The sequence below is a fragment of the Halomonas sp. BM-2019 genome (assembly GCF_017584085.1).
Window position 1 is genome coordinate 1,670,930 of record NZ_CP071922.1, and the last position, 18,492, is coordinate 1,689,421.

Sequence of the window (18,492 nt, forward strand, 5' to 3'; positions counted from 1 at the left end):
CGGCCACTGGCTGGGCGACGCCTTCGCCTCCGGGGGCGCCAACGGCTACGACCACAAGAAGATGGGCATCACCGCCAAGGGGGCCTGGGAGTCGGTCAAGCGCCACTTCCGCAACCTCGGCGTCAACACCCAGCAGGACGAGTTCACCGTGGTGGGCGTCGGCGACATGGGCGGCGACGTCTTCGGCAACGGCATGCTGCTCTCCGACCGGATCCGCCTGGTGGGCGCCTTCAACCACCTGCATATCTTCGTCGACCCCGACCCCGACGCCGCGGCGACCTTCGCCGAACGCCAGCGCCTGTTCGACCTGCCGCGCTCCAGCTGGGAGGACTTCGATGCGAGCCTGATCTCCGAAGGCGGCGGGGTGTTCAAGCGCAGCGCCAAGTCGATCGCCATCTCGGCGCCGATGAAGAAACGCTTCGGCATCCGCGAGGATCGCCTCTCGCCCAATGACCTGATCCGCGCGATGCTCAAGTCCGAGTTCGACCTGTTCTGGAACGGCGGCATCGGCACCTATGTCAAGGGCAGCGAGGAGAGCGATGCCCAGGTCGGCGACAAGGCCAACGATGCCCTGCGCATCGACGGCCGCGAGCTCAACTGCCGGGTGGTGGGCGAGGGCGGCAACCTGGGCTTCACGCAGCATGGCCGCATGGAGGCCGCGGCGCGGGGCGTGCGGATCAATACCGACTTCATCGACAACGCCGGTGGCGTCAACTGCTCCGACCATGAGGTCAACATCAAGATCCTCATCGATGAGGTGGTCAAGCGCGGCGACATGACCGAGAAGCAGCGCAACCAGCTGCTCGCCGACATGACCGGCGAGGTCTCCGAGCTGGTGCTACGCGGCAACTACCGCCAGACCCAGGCGCTGGACCTGGCCGAGATCCTCTCTCGCGAGGGCATCGGCCCCTTCCGCCGCTTCATCAGCGAGCTGGAGGCTGTCGGCCAGATCGATCGCGAACTCGAGTTCCTGCCCGATGACGCGGTGCTCGAGGAGCGCGCCGCCAACCAGCAGGGCATGCTGCTGCCGGAGCTCTCGGTGCTGATCTCCTACGCCAAGAGCGTGCTCAAGGGCGACCTGATCACCTCCGACACGCCCGACGACCCGGTGGTGGTCCGTCACGTGGAGCGGATCTTTCCGGGGGTGCTGGTGGAGCGCTATCGCGACGAAATCTACGAGCATCGCCTCAAGCGCGAGATCGTCGCCACCCAGGTCGCCAACGACCTGATCGATCACATGGGGATCGTCTTCGTGCGGCGGCTGATCGATGCCACCGGAGCCGGCCGCGCCGAGATCACCCGGGCCTACGTCATCGCCCGGGAGATCTTTCGGCTCGGGGAGCTCTGGGAGCAGATCGAGGCGCTGGATAACCGGGTGGCGAGCCAGGTGCAGTACACCATGATGCTCGACCTGATGCGCCTGATCCGCCGGGCCACCCGCTGGTTCCTGCGCGTCCGCGTGGGCCTGGATACTCGCGACACCATCGACTACTTCGCCCCCCGGCTGGCCCAGCTCCAGGACAGCATCGGCAAGCGCCTGCGCGGTGAGGAGCATGAGGCCTGGGAGGCGCGTCGCGATGAGCTGGTGGCGGCCGGCGTGCCCGAGGCCCTGGCCAGGGTGGTGGCCGCGGCGGGCAGCCTCTACGCGGGGCTCGGCATCATCCAGGCCGCCCGTCAGGCCAACGAGAAGCCCCAGAAGGTGGCCGAGGTGTTCTACGAGGTCGGCGACCGCCTCGAACTGCCGTGGCTGGTCGGCCAGATCACCGCCCTCAAGGTGCGTGACAGCTGGCAGGCCCAGGCCCGCGACACCTTCCGCGACGACGTGGACCGCCAGCAGCTGGCGCTGACCGTCAGCGTGATGCAGATGGAGGGCGGGGCCCGCGAGGCCTGTGAGCGCGTGGACCAGTGGCTGGAGCTCAATGCCGGCATGCACCGTCGCTGGCGCAAGCTGCTGGAGCAGGTGGGCGGCGGCAGCCAGGGCGGCTTCCCGCTGTTTGCCGTGGCCGTCCGGGAGCTGGTGGACCTGGCCGAGAGCAGTCAGGAGGCCTGATTCTGCCGGGTCTCCCGAAACGACGCACCCCGCCGATCGGCGGGGTGCGTCGTCAGAGGGGGCGCCTCGCAGGCGTCGTCTTGGCTCGAGGGCGCTGCTATACTCCTGCCCCGCGGATTCCCGCGCCCGCTCTCGCCGCCCACCCAGGAGACGCCATGTATTCACTTGCCCGCTCGATCCTGTTCCGCCTCGATGCCGAGACCGCCCACGGGGTCGCGCTCAAGGGGCTCGACCTGGCGGGGCGCCTGGGGCTGGCGGGTCGGCTGGGTGGCGAACGCGTGGACGACCCGGTGGAGCTGATGGGGCTGCGTTTCACCAACCGGGTGGGCCTGGCCGCGGGGCTTGACAAGAACGCCGACCACCTCGATGCCCTGGGGGCGCTGGGCTTCGGCTTCGTGGAAGTGGGCACCGTGACTCCCCAACCCCAGTCGGGCAACCCCCGACCGCGGCTGTTCCGGTTGCCCGAGGCCGGCGCCATCATCAATCGCATGGGGTTCAACAACGCGGGGGTTGACCACCTGGTGGCCCGGGTCAAGGCGAGCCGCTATGACGGGGTGATCGGTATCAACATTGGCAAGAACCTCGCCACACCGGTGGAGCGGGCGGTGGATGACTACCTCGCCTGCCTGCGTAAGGTGCACGCCCACGCCCACTCCATCACCGTGAACATCTCATCGCCCAATACCCCGGGCCTGCGCAACCTGCAGTTCGGCGAGCAGCTCGACGGCCTGCTCTCGGCGCTGCGCGAGGAGGGGAGCCGGCTGGATCGCGACGGCGGCCGTCGCGTGCCGCTGGCGGTGAAGATCGCCCCGGACATGGAGGCCGACGAGGTCGGCCTGGTGGCGGCCTGCCTGGCCCGCAACGGCATCGACGCGGTGATCGGCACCAACACCACCATCGCCCGGGAGGCGGTGGCGGGGCTTCCCCATGCCGAGGAGGCCGGCGGGCTCTCCGGCCGTCCTGTGTTCGAGGCCTCGAACCGGGTGATCCGCGAGCTTCGCCGTCGGCTGCCGGCGATGCCGATCATCGGGGTGGGCGGCATCGACAGCGGTGAGGCGGCGCTTGCCAAGCGGAAGGCCGGCGCCGACCTGGTACAGCTCTACTCGGGCTTCATCTTTCGGGGGCCTTCGCTGGTGGGGGAGTGTGCCCGGGCCCTGAAAGCGCAGGCGGCGGGGCAGTGAGCCGCACCATGCAAAAAGCCCGTGGCGCTTGCCACGGGCTCCATTCCATAGAGAGGGGTGAGAACCCGGTAGGTACAGGGTGGAGGGTTCACATCACCATGGGGTTCTTGTGGATGCCGGAGACACCCGTCATGCCGGACCATTGATCCCCACGACCTTCACGCCAACCGCTCATCCAGTATTCGCGAAGATTGATGTCCTGACTGGGACAATCATCGCGGGAGCGACCTGAGACACCTGCCTTGTAGCCATGAATGTAGGCACGCTGGAAGCGATCACGTTTCTGTCGTTTCATTGGACTACCTCTTGATAAGGTATCGATCTGGCAGGCCCTAGCCTTGGGCTCAGGCCCTACCCTAACGTGCCACGGGCCGATCCTTGGAAAGGCAAACCCGTTGACAGGAAACGCATGCGTTTTTCAGTAGCTACTGGGGTATTGATAGCCCACTTCGATCGCGATTGTCGACCCTCGATTTGTAACATCCCGTACACCCGCCTGACACGACGGTGACTCATGAATCTGCTTGCGGTGCCGACTCAATGACATCCCCACGATCCGACGTTTCCCTGGACCTCCTCGCCACCTGCCCCCAGGGGCTGGAGCTGCTGCTTGCCGAGGAGCTCGCCGCCCTGGGCGCCGAACCCGGCAAGACCACGGTGGGTGGGGTCAACCTGAGAGCCGACCTGGCCGGTGCCTATCGCGCCTGCCTCTGGTCGCGGCTGGCCAACCGGGTGGTGCTCCGCCTGGTGTGGCAGGAGGGCGTCGAGACACCCGAGCAGCTGCGCGCCGCCGTGGCGGCTGTCGACTGGTCGCAACACCTGGCCGCGGCGGGCACCCTGGCGGTGGATTTCCACGGCCAGTCTGCGGCCATTCGCCACACACGCTTCGGTGCCCAGACCGTCAAGGACGGGGTCGTCGACCGTCTCCAGGCGGCGGGCCTGTCGCGCCCTTCGGTGGACCTCAAGCGTCCTGACCTGCGCCTCTATGCTCACCTGCACCGCGGGCGATTGATCATCGGCGTCGACCTCTCCGGGGAGAGCCTGCATCGCCGCGGCTATCGCCGTGACGTGGGCCACGCGCCGCTCAAGGAGAACCTGGCGGCGGCCCTGCTGGTGCGTGCCGGCTGGCCGGCGATGGCCCGGGAAGGGGCCCCCCTGGTGGACCCCCTGTGCGGCGCCGGGACCCTGCTGATCGAGGCGGCCATGATGGCCGCCGACATGGCCCCCAACCTGTCGCGGGAGCGCTTCGGCTTCCACGGTTGGGCGGGTCACGACGCGGCGATCTGGCGCGAATTGAAACGCGAGGCCGAGGCTCGGGCGAACATCGGGCGCAAGCGCTGCCGATCGCGCTTCTACGGCTTCGACCAGAGTCCCGCCGCGCTCGCCGCGGCCAGGGCCAACGCCATGCGCGCCGGCCTTCCGGCGCTGATCACCCTCACCGGCGCCGGCCTGGGCGGACTGAGGCGCCCCGAGGGACTGACCGAAGCGCCGGCGGGCCTGGTGATCACCAACCCGCCCTACGGTGAACGGCTCGGCGAGCTGCCCGAGCTGGTCGGCCTCTATGCGCAGCTGGGCGAGCGGGTGCGGGCGGCCTTCCCCGGCTGGCAGCTGGCGGTGTTCACCGCCAATCCGGACCTCGGCCACCGCATCGGCCTGCGCGCCCACAAGCAGTATGCCCTGCGCAACGGCCCGCTCTCGGCCAAGCTGCTGCTGATGGTGGTGCCCGAGGGCGAGGCCGGCCAGGAGGGCGCCGCGGCGCCGCGGCGCTCCGAGGGGGCGCAGATGTTCGCCAACCGGCTGGAGAAGAACCGCAAGCGGCTGAAGAAGTGGCTACGGCAGAGCGGCGAGTGCTGCTATCGCCTCTACGATGCCGACATGCCCGAGTACGCCCTGGCGGTGGACGTCTACGGTGACCGGGTCCATGTCCAGGAGTACGCGGCCCCCCGTTCCGTCGATGCCGGCCAGGCCCAGAAGCGTCTCTTCGAGGCCCTGGCGGTGATCCCCGAGATGCTCGAGATCGACCCGGCGCGTGTGGTGGTCAAGCGCCGCGAGCGCCAGAGCGGCCGCGCCCAGTACCAGAAGCAGGCGGCCAGCGGCGAGCGCTTCGAGGTGCGAGAGGGCAGCGCCCGGCTATGGGTCAACCTGCGCGATTACCTGGACACCGGCCTTTTCCTGGACCACCGCCCGGTGCGGCGGATGCTGGGCGAGATGGCCCCCGGCAAGCGCTTCCTCAACCTCTTCTGCTACACCGCGACCGCCACCGTGCAGGCGGCGCTGGGGCCGCGTGGCGCCGAAGGGGCGGCCGGGGCCAGCGACAGCGTCAGCGTGGATCTCTCCAACACCTACCTGGAGTGGGCGCGGGACAACTTCGCCCTCAATGGTCTCGACCCGGGCCGCCACCGGGTGGTGCGCGACGACTGCCTGCGCTGGCTGGAGACCGCCGGGGCCGAGTTCGACCTGATCTTCATGGACCCGCCCACCTTCTCCAATTCCAAGAAGATGGCGGGGACCCTGGACGTGCAGCGCGACCACGGCCGCTTAGTGCGCCTGGCCATGGCACGCCTGGCCGCGGGCGGCACCCTGGTGTTCTCCAACAACCAGCGACGCTTCCGGCTGGACGCCGACCTGGCCGAGCACTACGTCGTGGAGGATATCTCGGCGAAGACCTTCGACCCGGATTTCACTCGTAATCCGGACCTGCACCACGTCTTCCTGATTCGCCACCGTGGGGAAGCGGCATGAGACCTTCGACCCGCTCTTTATCTTGCAAGCGTAACCCTGACCTGCACCACGTCTTCCTGATTCGCCACCGTGGGGAAGCGGCATGAGACCTTCGACCCGCTCTTTATCTTGCACGCGTAATCCGGACCTGCACCACGTCTTCCTGATTCGCCACCGGGAGAGCCGAGGAGACCTGGCATGATCCGGCTGACGCTCTACACCACCCTGGGCTGCCATCTGTGCCACCAGCTCGAGGCCCTGCTGGCCAGGCTCTGCGCCGGCGAGCATCGCCTGGAGCGCATCGAGATCAGCGAGGACGATGCCCTGATGGAACGCTACGGCATCCGTATCCCGGTGCTGGCGGACGCCGAGGGGCAGGAGCTGGACCGCGGCTTCGAGGCCTCGCGCCTGGCCGCCTGGCTGGCCGAGCGGGGCTGGCTGGATGAGACGGCCTGGGAGGCCCTGCAGCGGGAGCTGGCGGGGGAGGACGAGCCCCGCGAGGCGCCGGGTGCCGTGATGCGTGGGGGAAGGCGCTATCTTGGATAAGCGCCTGGCGCCCAGCCGTTCAGCGACGGGCGGCTGGTGCCGAGTCGAGACACTGACGGCCGTATGGCTGGCGGCATCATCTTGCGGCGCTCGGCGCTCGGCGCTCGGCGCTTAAAGGGTGTCCAGCAGCGACAGTTGGCTGACCGCCTCGCGCCCTTCGGGACTGTGGTCCTCCACCTCCAGCACCTTGCGGAAGCCCCGGGAGGCCTGGATGGTCGCCTCGTCGGCCAGCCACATTAGCGCCTGGGCGTGGTCGTCGGCCAGCTGGTGCTTGAGGCCGCCGAGCTGGGTGCCGATCTGTCCCCAGGCGCGGCTGAAGATCCAGTCGCCGAACATGTCCCGGTGGATGTGCACCAGCACATAGTCATGGTCGGTTTCCCAGCGGACGATCATCACGGCTCCTGACAGGCAAGGGCTCCCCGGGAGGGCGGGGCGGTGGTAGGTTGGGGCTATTGTAATCTCCTGGGAAGTGGGAACAAGAGACCATGCGAATCCTTGTCGATACCGAGGTTCCCGCCGCCGAGGCCTGCTTCGCTGCCCTGGGCGACGTGATCCGCCGGCCCGGACGCGAGATCACGGCCAGTGACCTGCGCGACGTGGATGCCCTGGTGGTGCGTTCCCTCACCCGGGTCGACGAGGCACTGCTCGCCGAGGCCAACCGGCTGCGCTTCGTCGGCACCTGCACCATCGGTACCGACCATATCGCGACCGGGATACTGGCCGAGCGTGGGGTCGCCTTCGCCAGCGCCCCGGGCTGCAACGCCGAGGCGGTGGTGGACCAGGTGCTGGGCAGCCTCTCGACCCTGGCCGAGCGCCAGGGCTGGCGGCTTCTCGAGCGCCGGGTGGGGGTCGTGGGCGCTGGCAACGTGGGCGGTCGACTGCTGCGCCGCCTCGCCGCCATGGGCGTCGACTGCCTGGCCTGCGATCCGCCCCGGGCCGAGAAGGAGAGGACCGACTTCGTCGACCTCGAGACGCTGATCGATGGGTGCGATGTGCTCTGCCTGCACACTCCCCTGGTGCGCGAGGGGCCCCATCCCACCTATCACCTGCTGGGCGCCCAGGCGATCGCCGAGCTGGTCCCCGGCACGGTGCTGCTCAACGCCGGGCGAGGCGACTGCCTGGACGGCGGTGCCCTGCGCCAGCGGCTGGCGGGGCAGGGCGACATCAGCGCGGTGCTCGACGTCTGGGAGCATGAGCCGGGCATCGACCCTGCCCTGCGCGACCTGGCCGAGATCGCCACGCCTCACATCGCCGGCCACAGCCTGGATGGCAAGCGGCGCGGCACCCAGATGATCTACCGGGCGCTGTGCCGCGAGCTCGGCCTGCCCGCCCGGGTGTCACTCGCCGACTTGCTCCCCCCGCCGCCGCTGCGCCGCCTGGAGCTCGGCCCGGGCCTCGCCCCGGAAGAGGCCTTGCGGCTCTGCATTCGCGCCGTCCACGACGTGCGCCGTGACCACGACAGCCTGCTGCGCGAGAGCCGCCGCCAGGGCATGGCCAGGGGCTTCGACGCCTGCCGCGCCAACTACCCCCTGCGCCGCGAGTTCGCCACCCTGGAGGTCGCCCTGGCCGAGCCTGATACCGGGCTGGCCGCGCTGCTGGCGGGGGCCGGCTTCTCGGTGGTGTCGAGCTGAGTGCCGTCGGCGACCAACGACAGAGGGCCCGCCAATGGCGGGCCCTCTGCTTGGTGGCTGTCGGAAGGCTTACTGGCGGTAGGCGGCTTCCTTCAGCGCGCGGATCGCCGTTACTGACGGTAGGCGGCCTCCTTCAGCGCGCGAATGCGATCATCCAGGGGCGGGTGGCTGGCGAACAGCCGCTCCATCAGCGACTGGGTCTGGCCCTTGGTGATGGCCATGGCGCGCAGGGTGTCCGGCATCTGATCGGGCATCTCGGTCTCCGCCTTGAGGCGCGCCAGGGCGTTGATCATGGCGCCGGAGCCGGCGAGCTGGGCGCCGGCGGCATCGGCGCGGTACTCGCGGAAGCGTGAGAACCAGGCGACGATGGCCGAGGCGATGATGCCGAACACGATCTCGGCGACGATCACCACCGCGAAGTAGCCCATGAAGCCGAGCCCCGCGCCGTCGCTGCGGCTCTTGAGGAACTGGTCCACCAGGTGCGCCACCACCCGGGCGAAGAACATCACGAAGGTGTTCACCACCCCCTGGATCAGCGCCAGGGTCACCATGTCGCCGTTGGCCACGTGGCCGATCTCGTGGGCCAGCACCGCGCGCACCTCCTCGGGGCGCATGCGGTTGAGCAGGCCGGCGGAGACCGCCACCAGGGCGTCGTTCCTGTTCCAGCCGGTGGCGAAGGCGTTGGACTGCTGGGCCGGGAAGATGCCCACCTCCGGCGTCTTGATGCCGGCCTCGCGGGAGAGCTCCTCGACGGTGTCGAGCAGCCACTTCTCGGTGGCGTTGCTCGGCGTCTCGATGATCACGGTGCCGGTGCTGCGCTTGGCCATCCACTTGGAGATGAACAGCGAGATCATCGAGCCGGCCATGCCGACGATGAAGCAGAAGATCAGCAGGGCGTTGAAGTTGATGCCCTGGCCGCGCAGATAGCCTTCCACCCCCAGCAGCCGCAGGGTGATGCTGGCGACGATGATGACGCCCAGGTTGGTGCCCAGAAAGAGCAGGATTCTCATCATGTTGCGGGGTCTCCAGTGGTTATCGAGGGAAAGGGGGTTCAGGGTGATGTGCCGTGCCGGGGCACGGCGTTCAGAAGCTGTTGCTTAGATACGGCCAGGGCCGGCGGGTTTCAAGCGTTGCGGTTGCACACCCGGCAACGCGCTACTGACGATAGCGCGACAGGAAGCGGGCGAAGCGGTCCAGGGCGTCGCCGAGCTGGTCGGCCCAGGGCAGGGTGACGATGCGCACGTGGTCCGGCTCCGGCCAGTTGAAGGCGCTGCCCTGGACCAGCAGGATCTTCTCCTGCAGCAGCAGGTCGAGCACCAGCTGCTGGTCATCCTGGATGTTGAACACCTTGGGGTCTAGCCGGGGGAAGGCGTAGAGCGCCCCCTTGGGCTTGACGCAGCTCACCCCGGGAATGGCGTTGAGCCGCTCGAAGGTGATATCGCGCTGGGCCAGCAGGCGCCCGCCCGGCAGGATCAGGTCGTTGATCGACTGATAGCCGCCCAGTGCGGTCTGGATGGCGTGCTGGGCGGGCACGTTGGCGCACAGACGCATCGAGGCGAGCATGTTGATACCCTGGATGAAGTCCGCCGCGCGCTGCTTGGCGATACTCCCCGAGAGAATCATCCAGCCGGAGCGAAAGCCGGCGCAGCGGTAGCTCTTGGAGAGCCCGTTCATGGTCACCACCAGCTGGTCCTCTTCGGCCAGGGCCCCGGTGGAGACGTGCTCGACCTCCTCGTAGAGGATCTTGTCGTAGATCTCGTCGGAGAATACCACCAGGTCGTGCTGGCGGGCGATCTCGAGCAGCTCGCGCAACACCGCCGGCGGATAGACGGCGCCGGTGGGGTTGTTGGGGTTGATGATCACGATGGCTCGGGTATGGCTGGTCACCTTGGCGCGGATATCGTCGAGATCCGGCGCCCAGTCGGCCTGCTCGTCGCACAGGTAGTGCACGGCGTGTCCGCCGGAGAGGTTGGCAGCGGCGGTCCACAGGGGGTAGTCCGGCGCGGGGATCAGCACCTCGTCGCCGTCGTTGAGCAGCGCCTGCATGGCCATCACGATCAGCTCGGAGACCCCGTTGCCGATGTAGATGTCCTCGATGCCGACCCCCGGGATCTCCCTGCGCTGGCACTCCTGCATGATCGCCTTGCGCGCCGAGTAGAGCCCCTTGGAGTCGCAGTAGCCCTGGGCGGTGGGCAGGTTGCGCATCACGTCCTGGAGGATCTCCTCCGGCGCCTCGAAGCCGAAGGGGGCGGGGTTGCCGATGTTCAGCTTGAGGATGCGCTGACCCTCCTCCTCCAGGCGCTTGGCGTGGTCGAGCACCGGGCCGCGGATGTCGTAGCAGACGTTGTGCAGCTTGTGCGATTTGCGGATCGGGGTGGTGTCCATATCGTTGGGTGTCCAGTATCCAGGGTGGTGTACCCGAGGCGGGGCTGATCCGGCGACAGGACTTTCCTCATCCTCTATGACCTGTCCCCGGCGCCCCGCATCATCAGTGATCTGCGCCAGGTGGATTATGCGGTGTCATCGGCGCCGGCGTCATCCTCGCGGCCGTCGGGTTCGGCGCAGGGCGCCGGTGGGATGTCCGCGGGGGTCTCCAGGGTCAGGCGGCCGAGCTTGCCGTCGCGCAGCTCGTGGAGCAGCACCTCGGCGCCGCGGTGCAGGTCCACCTCGCCGCCGGGGCGCAGGCCGCCGCGCCGGATGGCGATCTCGGCGAGGATCGCGTGGCCGTCGAAGCCGGCGAGTGCCAGCAGGTCCACGCGCACCGGGCCGTCGGCGTCCACCCCCTCGGCGGCGGGGTTGGCCGCATAGGCGGGCAGCGCCTTGAGCTTGTAGCGCGCCTTCAGCGCCTCGGGGTAGCGGCGGGCCAGCTCGGCGGCGGTGACCACCGCCACGTCCACGTAGTCGATGGCGGTATCGCGGATGGCGCCGCTGGCGGCCAGGCGGTAGGCGCTGGCCTGGTCCTCGATCTTGGGCCACAGCACCCCGGGGGTGTCGATCAGCGCGACGCGACCGCCGATACGCACCTTCTGCTGGCGCTTGGTCACCGCCGGCTCGTTGCCGGTCCTGGCGATCGCCTTGCCGGCCAGGCCGTTGATCAGGGTCGACTTGCCGACGTTGGGGATGCCCATCACCATCACCCGCACGTCGCGGTCGGCGCGCACCTGGCCCGCCAGTTCGTGACAGAGCTTGGGGATGCGCTTGAGCTCCCGGGCCTGGGTGGTGGTCACGGCCAGGGCGCGCATGTCGGGCTGGGCATCGAAGTGGGCGACCCACTCGCGGGTGCGCTCGGGATCGGCCAGGTCGGCCCGCGACAGGATCTTGAGCACCGGCTTATGGCGGGTCAGCTCGGCGAGCATGGGGTTGGCGCTGGAGTAGGGCAGGCGGGCGTCGAGCACCTCGATCACCACGTCGATCTCCGGCAGCGCCTCGGTAATCTGGCGGCGCGCCTTGTGCATGTGTCCCGGGTACCAGCCGAGCATGGGGGCCTCACTTGGGTCAGCCAGAAGAACGGCCGCCCATCTTACCAGATGGACGGCCGCGGCAGGATGAGGCGGAGGCGACTCGCCGGTGGCTATTCCCCGGAGTGAAACTCGATGGCCACCGAGTTGATGCAGTAGCGCAGCCCGGTGGTCTCGGGTGGACCGTCGGGAAACACATGGCCCAGGTGGGCATCACAGCGGGCGCAGGTCACCTCGGTGCGCTGCATGCCGTGGGAGCCGTCCGGCTGCTCCTCGACGCTGTGCCGGCCCAGCGGGCGATCGAAGCTCGGCCAGCCGCAGCCGGCGTCGAACTTGTGTTCGTTCTCGAACAGCGGGGCGTTACAGCAGACGCAGTGGTAGATGCCGTGCTCGTCGCTGATCCGGTAGCGGCCGCTGAAGGGGGGTTCGGTGCCCTTCTCGCGGGTGACCCGGTACTGCTCGGGGGTGAGCTGGGCACGCCACTCGGCCTCGCTCTTCACGATCTTGTTGCGCATGGCGTCTCTCCTCGTCGTCGGGGCCTGTGAGGTCTCCTCATTGTGGCACCGCGCGGCAGGAATGTGGCCGGGGGAATCCCCCCGGGGTATCACGGCGACTCAACGCAGAGCGCTCGCCAGGGCGAGCGCTCGGGAGGGGGGCGGGGCTTAGACGTTGAAGCGGAAGTGGATGACGTCGCCGTCCTGGACGATGTACTCCTTGCCCTCCAGGCGCCACTTGCCGGCGTCCTTGGCGCCCTGCTCGCCGCCCAGGCTCACGAAGTCGTCATAGGCGATCACCTCGGCGCGGATGAACCCTTTCTGGAAGTCGGTGTGGATCACCCCGGCCGCCTCGGGGGCGGTGGCGCCCACCTTCACCGTCCAGGCGCGCACCTCCTTCACTCCGGCGGTGAAGTAGGTCTGCAGGCCGAGCAGGGCGTAGCCGGCGCGGATCACCCGGTCCAGCCCCGGCTCCTCCATGCCCATCTCGTCGAGGAACATGGCGCGCTCATCAGCGTCGAGTTCGGCGATCTCCGCCTCGAGCTGGTTGCACACCGGCACCACCACGGCCCCCTCCGCCTCGGCGATCTCGCGCACCACGTCCAGGTAGGGGTTGCCCGCGAAGCCGTCCTCGTTGACGTTGGCGATGTACATGGTGGGCTTCAGGGTCAACAAGCCGAAGCCCTTGAGCTGCTTCTTGTCGTCCTCGTCGAGGCCGAAGCTTCTCAACGGCAGGCCCTCGGCCAGGTGGGGCTGGATGCGCTCGAGGATCGCCTTGGTGGCGATGGCCTCCTTGTCGCCGCCCTTGGCGACCCGTACCAGGCGCTGGATACCGCGCTCCACGGTGTCCAGGTCGGCCAGCGCCAGCTCCATGTTGATGATCTCGATGTCGGCCCGCGGGTCCACCTGATTGGCGACATGAATGACGTTGTCGTTGTCGAAACAGCGCACCACGTGGGCGATGGCCTGGGTCTCGCGGATATTGGCCAGGAACTGATTGCCGAGCCCCTCGCCCTTGGAGGCCCCCGCCACCAGCCCGGCGATATCGACGAACTCCATGGTGGTGGGGATCACCTTCTGCGGCTTCACGATCTCGGCCAGCTTGTCGAGGCGCGGATCGGGCATCGGCACGATGCCGACGTTGGGCTCGATGGTGCAGAAGGGGAAGTTCTCGGCGTCGATGCCGGACTTGGTGAGGGCGTTGAAGAGGGTCGACTTGCCGACGTTGGGCAGGCCGACGATACCGCAGTTGAAACCCATGGGATCGTCCTGGAAAGCGTGTTCGGATAAGGGGGAATTCTACAGGCGCTCGGCGCTCGGCGCTGCAAAGCTGTGCAGCCGGTTCATCGCCTTGACCCAGTCGCCGGAGAGCGCCAGGGGCAGGGTGGCCAGGCACTCGTCGATGGTGGCCTCGATGGCGTCATGCTCGGCCTTGCTGGGCCGGCCCAGCACATAGCGGGTCACCTGGCGCGAGTCGCCGGGGTGGCCGATGCCGAGGCGCAGGCGGTGGAAGTCGCGCGCGTTGCCCAGGGCGCTGATGATGTCGCGCAGCCCGTTGTGGCCGCCGTGGCCGCCGCCGGTCTTGTAGCGGGCGGTGCCGGGGGGGATGTCGAGCTCGTCGTGGGCCACCAGCAGCTCCTGCGGGGCGATCCTGTAGAACTGGCAGAGCGCCGCCACGGCGCCGCCGCTGCGGTTCATGAAGGTGGTCGGATTGAGCAGGTGGAGGTCGTGGCCCTCGAACTGGACCCGCGCGTGGAGACCGAGAAACTTGCGGTCGGGACGCAGCGCTGCGCCCTCGCGACGCGCCACCGCCTCCACCAGCCAGGCGCCGGCATTGTGACGGGTGGCCTCGTAGTCGGCGCCGGGGTTGCCCAGCCCGATGATCGCTCTGACCTGACTCATGGCGGTTGCCTCCAAAAAAAATCAAGCGCCGGGGCGCTTGATCGTAACCGGAAGGGGCCGCGCCGCGCACGGCCCCCGTCGGGTGAAACGGACGCGGTGAGGATTATGCCTCGCCCTGCTCGCCTTCTTCGCCCTCGGCGGCTTCGCCGTCTTCTTCGCCACCGCGCACCTTGGGCTTGGTGATGCTCAGGATCGCCTGGTCATGGTCCTCACCGTGGGTCAGCTCGACCAGGGTTACGCCGGCCGGCAGCGTGAGGTCGGAGAGGTGCAGAATGGTACCCAGCTCGACGTTGCTGATGTCGACTTCCAGGAAGTCGGGCAGGTCCTTCGGCAGGCAGCTGATCTGGACTTCGTTGGAGAGCACGTGCAGCTCGCCGCCCTGGTCCTTGATGCCCTTGGACTTCTCTTCGCCCACCACGTGCAGCGGCACGTTGATGGTGATCGCGTGGGTAGCATCCACGCGCAGGAAGTCGGCGTGGGTGACCAGCGGCTTGAAGGGGTGACGCTGCAGGTCGCGCACCACCACCTGCTCGCTCTTGCCGTCGATCACCAGGTTGATCACGGAGGAGAAGAAGGACTCGCTCTCGATCGCCTTGTAGAAGGCGGACTTCTCCACGGAGATCGGCTGGGGCGCCTGCTCACCGCCGTAGATGATGGCCGGCACCTGGAGGTTCGCACGACGCAGGCGGCGGCTCGCACCTTTCCCCAGGTCGTTACGAACGCTGGCATTAAGGGTAAAATCAGACATGGAATTGCCTCTTCAGTGAAGTAAGGAAGTCGCCGCGGCCCGCGACCTGACCGCGACGCTTCCGATAGCCCCGCAGGGACGGATGATCCCGCAGGGCGCTTTCCGGCGCCGGTTCCCCAGACGAGCCCCGGTGGGCTCGTCTCAGTGGAACTCGTTCAATGGAACATGGCGCTGACGGATTCCTCGTTGCTGACCCGACGGATCGCCTCGGCGATCAGGCCGGCCACGCTCAGCTGGCGGATACGCCCGCAGCGACGGGCGGTGTCGGAGAGCGGAATGGTGTCGGTGACCACGACCTCGTCGAGCACCGACCCGGTGATGTTGTCCACCGCCGGCCCGGAGAGGATCGGGTGGGTGGCATAGGCCACCACGCGGCGGGCGCCGTGCTCCTTGAGCGCCTCGCCGGCCTTGCTCAGGGTGCCGGCGGTGTCGATCATGTCGTCCACCACCACGCAGTTGCGATCCTGGATGTCGCCGATGATGTGCATCACCTGGGCCTGGTTGGCCTGGGGGCGCCGCTTGTCGATGATGGCGAGGTCGGCGTTGAGCTGCTTGGCGATGGCCCGGGCGCGGACCACGCCGCCCACGTCGGGGGAGACCACCACCAGGTTCTCGTAGTTCTGGCGCTCGATGTCGTCGAGCAGGATCGGCGAGCCGTAGACGTTGTCCACCGGCACGTCGAAGAAGCCCTGGATCTGGTCGGCGTGCAGGTCCATGGTCATTACCCGGTCGACGCCGCCCTTGACCATCATGTCGGCGACGATCTTGGCGGAGATGGGCACCCGGGCCGAGCGCACCCGGCGGTCCTGACGGGCGTAGCCGTAGTAGGGCACCACGGCGGTGATCCTGGCGGCCGAGGCCCGACGCAGGGCGTCGATCATCAGGATCAGTTCCATCAGGTTGTCATTGGTCGGTGCACAGGTGGACTGCAGGACGAACACATCCTTGCCGCGCACGTTCTCGTTGATCTCGACCGCGATTTCGCCGTCGCTGAACTGACCGACCGTGGCGTTGCCCATGCGGGTGTCCAGACTCTCGGCGATCTTCCGAGCGAGTTCGGGATTGGCGTTCCCGGCGAAAACCATCAATTTTGACACGCGCAGCCACCTATGCAGTGTTTGGGTCATCTGGGTTCGGGTCGGGGCGCTCGGCCGGAGGCGTTCGGAGTGAAATGGCTGGGGTACCAGGATTCGAACCTGGGAATGCCGATACCAAAAACCGGTGCCTTACCACTTGGCGATACCCCAGCAACCGTCACCGTGCCGGATCGAGACATCGTCGCCCGGCCCTGGGCCAGTCGACGATGGGCCGCTCATCGACCCAGAACATCATGGAGAGGAGAACGATTCAGGCCGCGTGCCTTGAAGGCCGGCCACCGGTCGGCGATCTCGGCGAGCAGCCGGTCGGCGTCGGATTCCCGTGCCAGCCGGGCAAAGACACAGGCGCCGGTGCCGGTCAGCAGGCTCGGGGCCCGCGCCGACAGCCAGTCGATCGCCTCCGCCACGGGCGGGTAGAGTGACCTGACCGTAGCCTCGCAGTCGTTGCGCCAGCTCGACGCTCCCCCCTGCAGTGCGCGCGCCATGGTAATCGGGGGGGTGTCGCGTGTCAATTCGGGGGCGCCGAACACCGCCGGGGTGGCCACGGCCACGCCGGGGTGGACCACCACGAACCAGGGGGTGTCGAGGGACACCGGGGTGAGGCGCTCGCCGATGCCTTCCGCCCAGGCGGCCTGGCCGCGCACGAACACCGGCACGTCGGCGCCCAGGGCGAGTCCCAGCTCGGCCAGGCGCTCGAGAGAGAGCTCAAGGCCCCACAGGGCGTCGAGGCCGAGCAGCGCGGTGGCGGCATCCGAGCTGCCGCCACCCAGGCCGCCGCCGAGGGGCAGGCGCTTCTCCAGGTGGATCTCGGCCCCCAGGCGGCAGCCGGTCTCGGCCTGGAGCAGGCGGGCGGCGCGCACGACCAGGTTCGCCTCGGCGGGGACGCCGGGCAGCTCGGGGATCAGGTGGATCTCGCCGTCATCGCGAAGGCGCAGCGTGAGGGTGTCGCCGTGGTCGAGGAACTGAAAGAGGGTCTGCAGCTCGTGGTAGCCGTCCGGGCGTTGCCCGATGATATGCAGCAGCCGGTTGAGCTTGGCCGGGGCCGGCAGGGTCAGGCGCGCCTCGGTCATCGGATCAGTCGTCCAGCACGGGTCGCCAGTCGGTGACCACCAGGGTCACGCGCAGGTCGGCGTAGGTCAGGATCATCCGGCGCGGCAGCCAGAGATCGGTGGCGAGGGTCCAGTCCCGGTACTCGATCTCCCAGCCGTCCTGCTCGAGCCGCCGCGGGAAGCCCAGGTCGTCCTCCGCGAGGCGGTAGTCGGTCGCCTCGCCGGGCAGGCCGCGCACCCAGTCCTGCAGGGCGCCCATGGGCAGCGACCAGCCAAGCTGCTCCTCCATCAGGGCCTCGGGGGTCACGGCCTCGAAGCGGCCCTCGGAGGTGGTCAGCGAGAAGCGCCCCTCGCGGCCCTCCAGGGTGCTGCGGCCGCTGCCGAAGGGGCCGCTGAGCAGCATCCGGTAGTAGTGGGGGTGCTGGCTCCAGTCCAGGTTGGCGCTGGTGGCGTCCTGGGAGGTGCGCAGGCCGACGCGGGCGGCCAGCACCCAGGTGTCCAGGGCCTCGGTGCGCTCGGCCTGGGCCTGCCACTGGCCGGCGGCGCGTTCGCCATCGGGGAGCGGGGCGCGGCCGGCACAGCCGGCCAGCAGCGCCAGGGCCAGCAGGGTCAATAGTAGTCTCGGGAAGGGGCGGCAGCTCATGGGGTCTCTCTGGGGATTCACGGAAATGGCGGTGAGGCGTTGAACGAGGGCCCCGGGTCAGGGGGCCAGGTCGGGCAGGCGCTGCAGCAGCTCGTCGATCAGCGGGCGCTCGTCGAACCGCTCCAGCGCCTCGGCCAGCCGCTCGCGGGCCTCCGCCTCGCGCTCCAGCACCCACAGCACCTCGATCAGGTGGGCGGCGATCTCCTGGTCGGGCATCGCCGCATAGGCGCGTTCGAGCCAGGGCAGGGCGCGCTCAGGGTCACCCTGGCGATAGTAGACCCAGCCGAGGCTGTCCATGATGGCGGGGTTGTCGGGTTCGAGCTCGTGGGCGCGTTCGATCATCGCCTGCGCTTCGACGAGGCGCTCGGTGACGTTCATGTCCGCCAGGGTATAGCCCAGGGCATTGAGGGCCAGGGCGCTGTCAGGGTCGTGTTCGATGATGCGGCCCAGGTCGCGCTCCATGGCCACCACGTCGCCGGCCTCCCAGGCGCGCATGGCCCGCAGGTAGAGCAGCTGCTCGTCGTTGGGCGTGCGGTCCAGCTCGCGGTCGAGCAGGGCGTCGGCCTCGGCGGCGAGGCCCTGGCGTTGGAGCAGCTCCACCTCGAGGGTGACCAGGTCGCCGAAGTAGGCGTCGTGGCGCAGCCGCTCGATGCGCAGGAAGGCGCGGGCGTCGCCCAGCCGGTCGTCCTCGATCAGCATCTCGGCGGCGCGCAGCCGGGCGGGCAGGAACTCGCCGCCGCTGGGCACCTGACGGTAGTAGAGGAGGGCGTTGTCCACCTCGCCCTCCGCCTCGGCGGTGGCGCCGAGCAGGTAGAAGGCCAGGGCCGGGGTGTCGGGCTCATCCACCAGCGGCAGCAGCAGGCGCCGCGCGGGCTCGGGGTGCCCCTCCTCCAGGTAGAGGCCGGCCAGCGCCTGGCGCAGCTCCTGGTTGCCGGCGTGGCTGTCGAGCAGGGCGTCGGTGCGGGCCTCGGC

Annotated in this window: 18 protein-coding genes and 1 tRNA gene; 5 read left to right on the plus strand and 14 right to left on the minus strand. The window is 68.7% G+C overall.

Annotation, left to right across the window (positions count from 1 at the left end; genetic code table 11):
* Positions 1–2,050, plus strand: a 2,050-nt coding sequence (locus J5F18_RS08415; RefSeq protein ID WP_346301808.1) for an NAD-glutamate dehydrogenase domain-containing protein, incomplete at its 5' end; no start/stop codon positions are given.
* Positions 2,051–2,205: 155 nt separating this feature from the next.
* Positions 2,206–3,231 carry a quinone-dependent dihydroorotate dehydrogenase gene (locus J5F18_RS08420; protein WP_346301809.1) on the plus strand — a complete coding sequence of 342 codons (1,026 nt, stop codon included), beginning with the start codon at positions 2,206–2,208 and terminating at the stop codon, positions 3,229–3,231.
* 88 nt (positions 3,232–3,319) lie between these two features.
* Here J5F18_RS08420 and rmf read toward each other — a convergent pair whose 3' ends face one another.
* Positions 3,320–3,526, minus strand: a complete 207-nt coding sequence (rmf, locus tag J5F18_RS08425; protein ID WP_183330499.1) for a ribosome modulation factor — start codon at positions 3,524–3,526, stop codon at positions 3,320–3,322.
* Between the two features lie 245 nt (positions 3,527–3,771).
* Between rmf and rlmKL the strand changes: the two genes are divergently transcribed.
* Both rlmKL and J5F18_RS08435 read left to right on the plus strand, forming a co-directional pair.
* Positions 3,772–5,973 (plus strand): bifunctional 23S rRNA (guanine(2069)-N(7))-methyltransferase RlmK/23S rRNA (guanine(2445)-N(2))-methyltransferase RlmL, encoded by a 2,202-nt coding sequence (gene rlmKL, locus J5F18_RS08430; RefSeq protein ID WP_346301810.1) that lies wholly within the window; start codon positions 3,772–3,774, stop codon positions 5,971–5,973.
* Positions 5,974–6,150: 177 nt separating this feature from the next.
* Entirely contained in the window at positions 6,151–6,498 is a 348-nt protein-coding gene (locus J5F18_RS08435) for a glutaredoxin family protein (RefSeq protein WP_346301811.1), read from the plus strand.
* A gap of 111 nt (positions 6,499–6,609) precedes the next feature.
* On the opposite strand, the gene J5F18_RS08440 is transcribed toward J5F18_RS08435, so the two are convergent.
* Positions 6,610–6,891, minus strand: a complete 282-nt coding sequence (locus J5F18_RS08440; protein WP_346301812.1) for a hypothetical protein — start codon at positions 6,889–6,891, stop codon at positions 6,610–6,612.
* A 92-nt stretch (positions 6,892–6,983) separates the two neighbouring features.
* Between J5F18_RS08440 and pdxB the strand changes: the two genes are divergently transcribed.
* Complete coding sequence (gene pdxB, locus J5F18_RS08445; RefSeq protein WP_346301813.1) at positions 6,984–8,129, plus strand: 4-phosphoerythronate dehydrogenase PdxB; 1,146 nt, start codon at positions 6,984–6,986, stop codon at positions 8,127–8,129.
* Between the two features lie 110 nt (positions 8,130–8,239).
* Here pdxB and htpX read toward each other — a convergent pair whose 3' ends face one another.
* The 12 genes from htpX to J5F18_RS08505 form a co-directional block, all read right to left on the minus strand.
* Complete coding sequence (gene htpX, locus J5F18_RS08450; protein WP_346301814.1) at positions 8,240–9,142, minus strand: protease HtpX; 903 nt, start codon at positions 9,140–9,142, stop codon at positions 8,240–8,242.
* A gap of 142 nt (positions 9,143–9,284) precedes the next feature.
* Positions 9,285–10,514, minus strand: coding sequence for a pyridoxal phosphate-dependent aminotransferase (locus J5F18_RS08455; RefSeq protein WP_346301815.1), 1,230 nt, complete (start codon positions 10,512–10,514; stop codon positions 9,285–9,287).
* Positions 10,515–10,639: 125 nt separating this feature from the next.
* Positions 10,640–11,608, minus strand: coding sequence for a ribosome biogenesis GTPase YlqF (ylqF, locus tag J5F18_RS08460; protein WP_346301816.1), 969 nt, complete (start codon positions 11,606–11,608; stop codon positions 10,640–10,642).
* A 92-nt stretch (positions 11,609–11,700) separates the two neighbouring features.
* A complete protein-coding gene (gene msrB, locus J5F18_RS08465; protein WP_346301817.1) occupies positions 11,701–12,102 on the minus strand; it encodes a peptide-methionine (R)-S-oxide reductase MsrB in 402 nt (133 codons plus the stop codon).
* 147 nt (positions 12,103–12,249) lie between these two features.
* Positions 12,250–13,341, minus strand: coding sequence for a redox-regulated ATPase YchF (ychF, locus tag J5F18_RS08470; RefSeq protein WP_346301818.1), 1,092 nt, complete (start codon positions 13,339–13,341; stop codon positions 12,250–12,252).
* 39 nt (positions 13,342–13,380) lie between these two features.
* Positions 13,381–13,983 carry an aminoacyl-tRNA hydrolase gene (gene pth, locus J5F18_RS08475; protein ID WP_346301819.1) on the minus strand — a complete coding sequence of 201 codons (603 nt, stop codon included), beginning with the start codon at positions 13,981–13,983 and terminating at the stop codon, positions 13,381–13,383.
* A 103-nt stretch (positions 13,984–14,086) separates the two neighbouring features.
* On the minus strand, positions 14,087–14,731 hold the full coding sequence (locus tag J5F18_RS08480) for a 50S ribosomal protein L25/general stress protein Ctc (protein WP_346301820.1): 645 nt from the start codon (positions 14,729–14,731) through the stop codon (positions 14,087–14,089).
* A gap of 155 nt (positions 14,732–14,886) precedes the next feature.
* Positions 14,887–15,828: a ribose-phosphate pyrophosphokinase gene (locus J5F18_RS08485; protein WP_346301821.1), complete on the minus strand. Its 942-nt coding sequence runs from the start codon at positions 15,826–15,828 to the stop codon at positions 14,887–14,889.
* Between the two features lie 75 nt (positions 15,829–15,903).
* A tRNA-Gln gene (locus J5F18_RS08490) sits at positions 15,904–15,978 on the minus strand.
* Positions 15,979–16,043: 65 nt separating this feature from the next.
* Positions 16,044–16,898: a 4-(cytidine 5'-diphospho)-2-C-methyl-D-erythritol kinase gene (gene ispE / locus J5F18_RS08495; RefSeq protein ID WP_346301822.1), complete on the minus strand. Its 855-nt coding sequence runs from the start codon at positions 16,896–16,898 to the stop codon at positions 16,044–16,046.
* Between the two features lie 4 nt (positions 16,899–16,902).
* Positions 16,903–17,520 (minus strand): lipoprotein insertase outer membrane protein LolB, encoded by a 618-nt coding sequence (gene lolB, locus J5F18_RS08500; protein ID WP_346301823.1) that lies wholly within the window; start codon positions 17,518–17,520, stop codon positions 16,903–16,905.
* Between the two features lie 57 nt (positions 17,521–17,577).
* The coding region (locus J5F18_RS08505; RefSeq protein WP_346301824.1) for a tetratricopeptide repeat protein at positions 17,578–18,492 on the minus strand (915 nt) is incomplete at its 5' end.

What these genes read in the sequence shown, in the direction of transcription:
- J5F18_RS08420 (WP_346301809.1), top strand. Translation starts at nt 2,206, where the DNA reads ATGTATTCACTTGCCCGCTCGATCCTGTTCCGCCTCGATGCCGAGACC.
- rmf (WP_183330499.1), bottom strand. Translation starts at nt 3,526, where the DNA reads ATGAAACGACAGAAACGTGATCGCTTCCAGCGTGCCTACATTCATGGC.
- rlmKL (WP_346301810.1), top strand. Translation starts at nt 3,772, where the DNA reads ATGACATCCCCACGATCCGACGTTTCCCTGGACCTCCTCGCCACCTGC.
- J5F18_RS08435 (WP_346301811.1), top strand. Translation starts at nt 6,151, where the DNA reads ATGATCCGGCTGACGCTCTACACCACCCTGGGCTGCCATCTGTGCCAC.
- J5F18_RS08440 (WP_346301812.1), bottom strand. Translation starts at nt 6,891, where the DNA reads ATGATCGTCCGCTGGGAAACCGACCATGACTATGTGCTGGTGCACATC.
- pdxB (WP_346301813.1), top strand. Translation starts at nt 6,984, where the DNA reads ATGCGAATCCTTGTCGATACCGAGGTTCCCGCCGCCGAGGCCTGCTTC.
- htpX (WP_346301814.1), bottom strand. Translation starts at nt 9,142, where the DNA reads ATGATGAGAATCCTGCTCTTTCTGGGCACCAACCTGGGCGTCATCATC.
- J5F18_RS08455 (WP_346301815.1), bottom strand. Translation starts at nt 10,514, where the DNA reads ATGGACACCACCCCGATCCGCAAATCGCACAAGCTGCACAACGTCTGC.
- ylqF (WP_346301816.1), bottom strand. Translation starts at nt 11,608, where the DNA reads ATGCTCGGCTGGTACCCGGGACACATGCACAAGGCGCGCCGCCAGATT.
- msrB (WP_346301817.1), bottom strand. Translation starts at nt 12,102, where the DNA reads ATGCGCAACAAGATCGTGAAGAGCGAGGCCGAGTGGCGTGCCCAGCTC.
- ychF (WP_346301818.1), bottom strand. Translation starts at nt 13,341, where the DNA reads ATGGGTTTCAACTGCGGTATCGTCGGCCTGCCCAACGTCGGCAAGTCG.
- pth (WP_346301819.1), bottom strand. Translation starts at nt 13,983, where the DNA reads ATGAGTCAGGTCAGAGCGATCATCGGGCTGGGCAACCCCGGCGCCGAC.
- J5F18_RS08480 (WP_346301820.1), bottom strand. Translation starts at nt 14,731, where the DNA reads ATGTCTGATTTTACCCTTAATGCCAGCGTTCGTAACGACCTGGGGAAA.
- ispE (WP_346301822.1), bottom strand. Translation starts at nt 16,898, where the DNA reads ATGACCGAGGCGCGCCTGACCCTGCCGGCCCCGGCCAAGCTCAACCGG.
- lolB (WP_346301823.1), bottom strand. Translation starts at nt 17,520, where the DNA reads ATGAGCTGCCGCCCCTTCCCGAGACTACTATTGACCCTGCTGGCCCTG.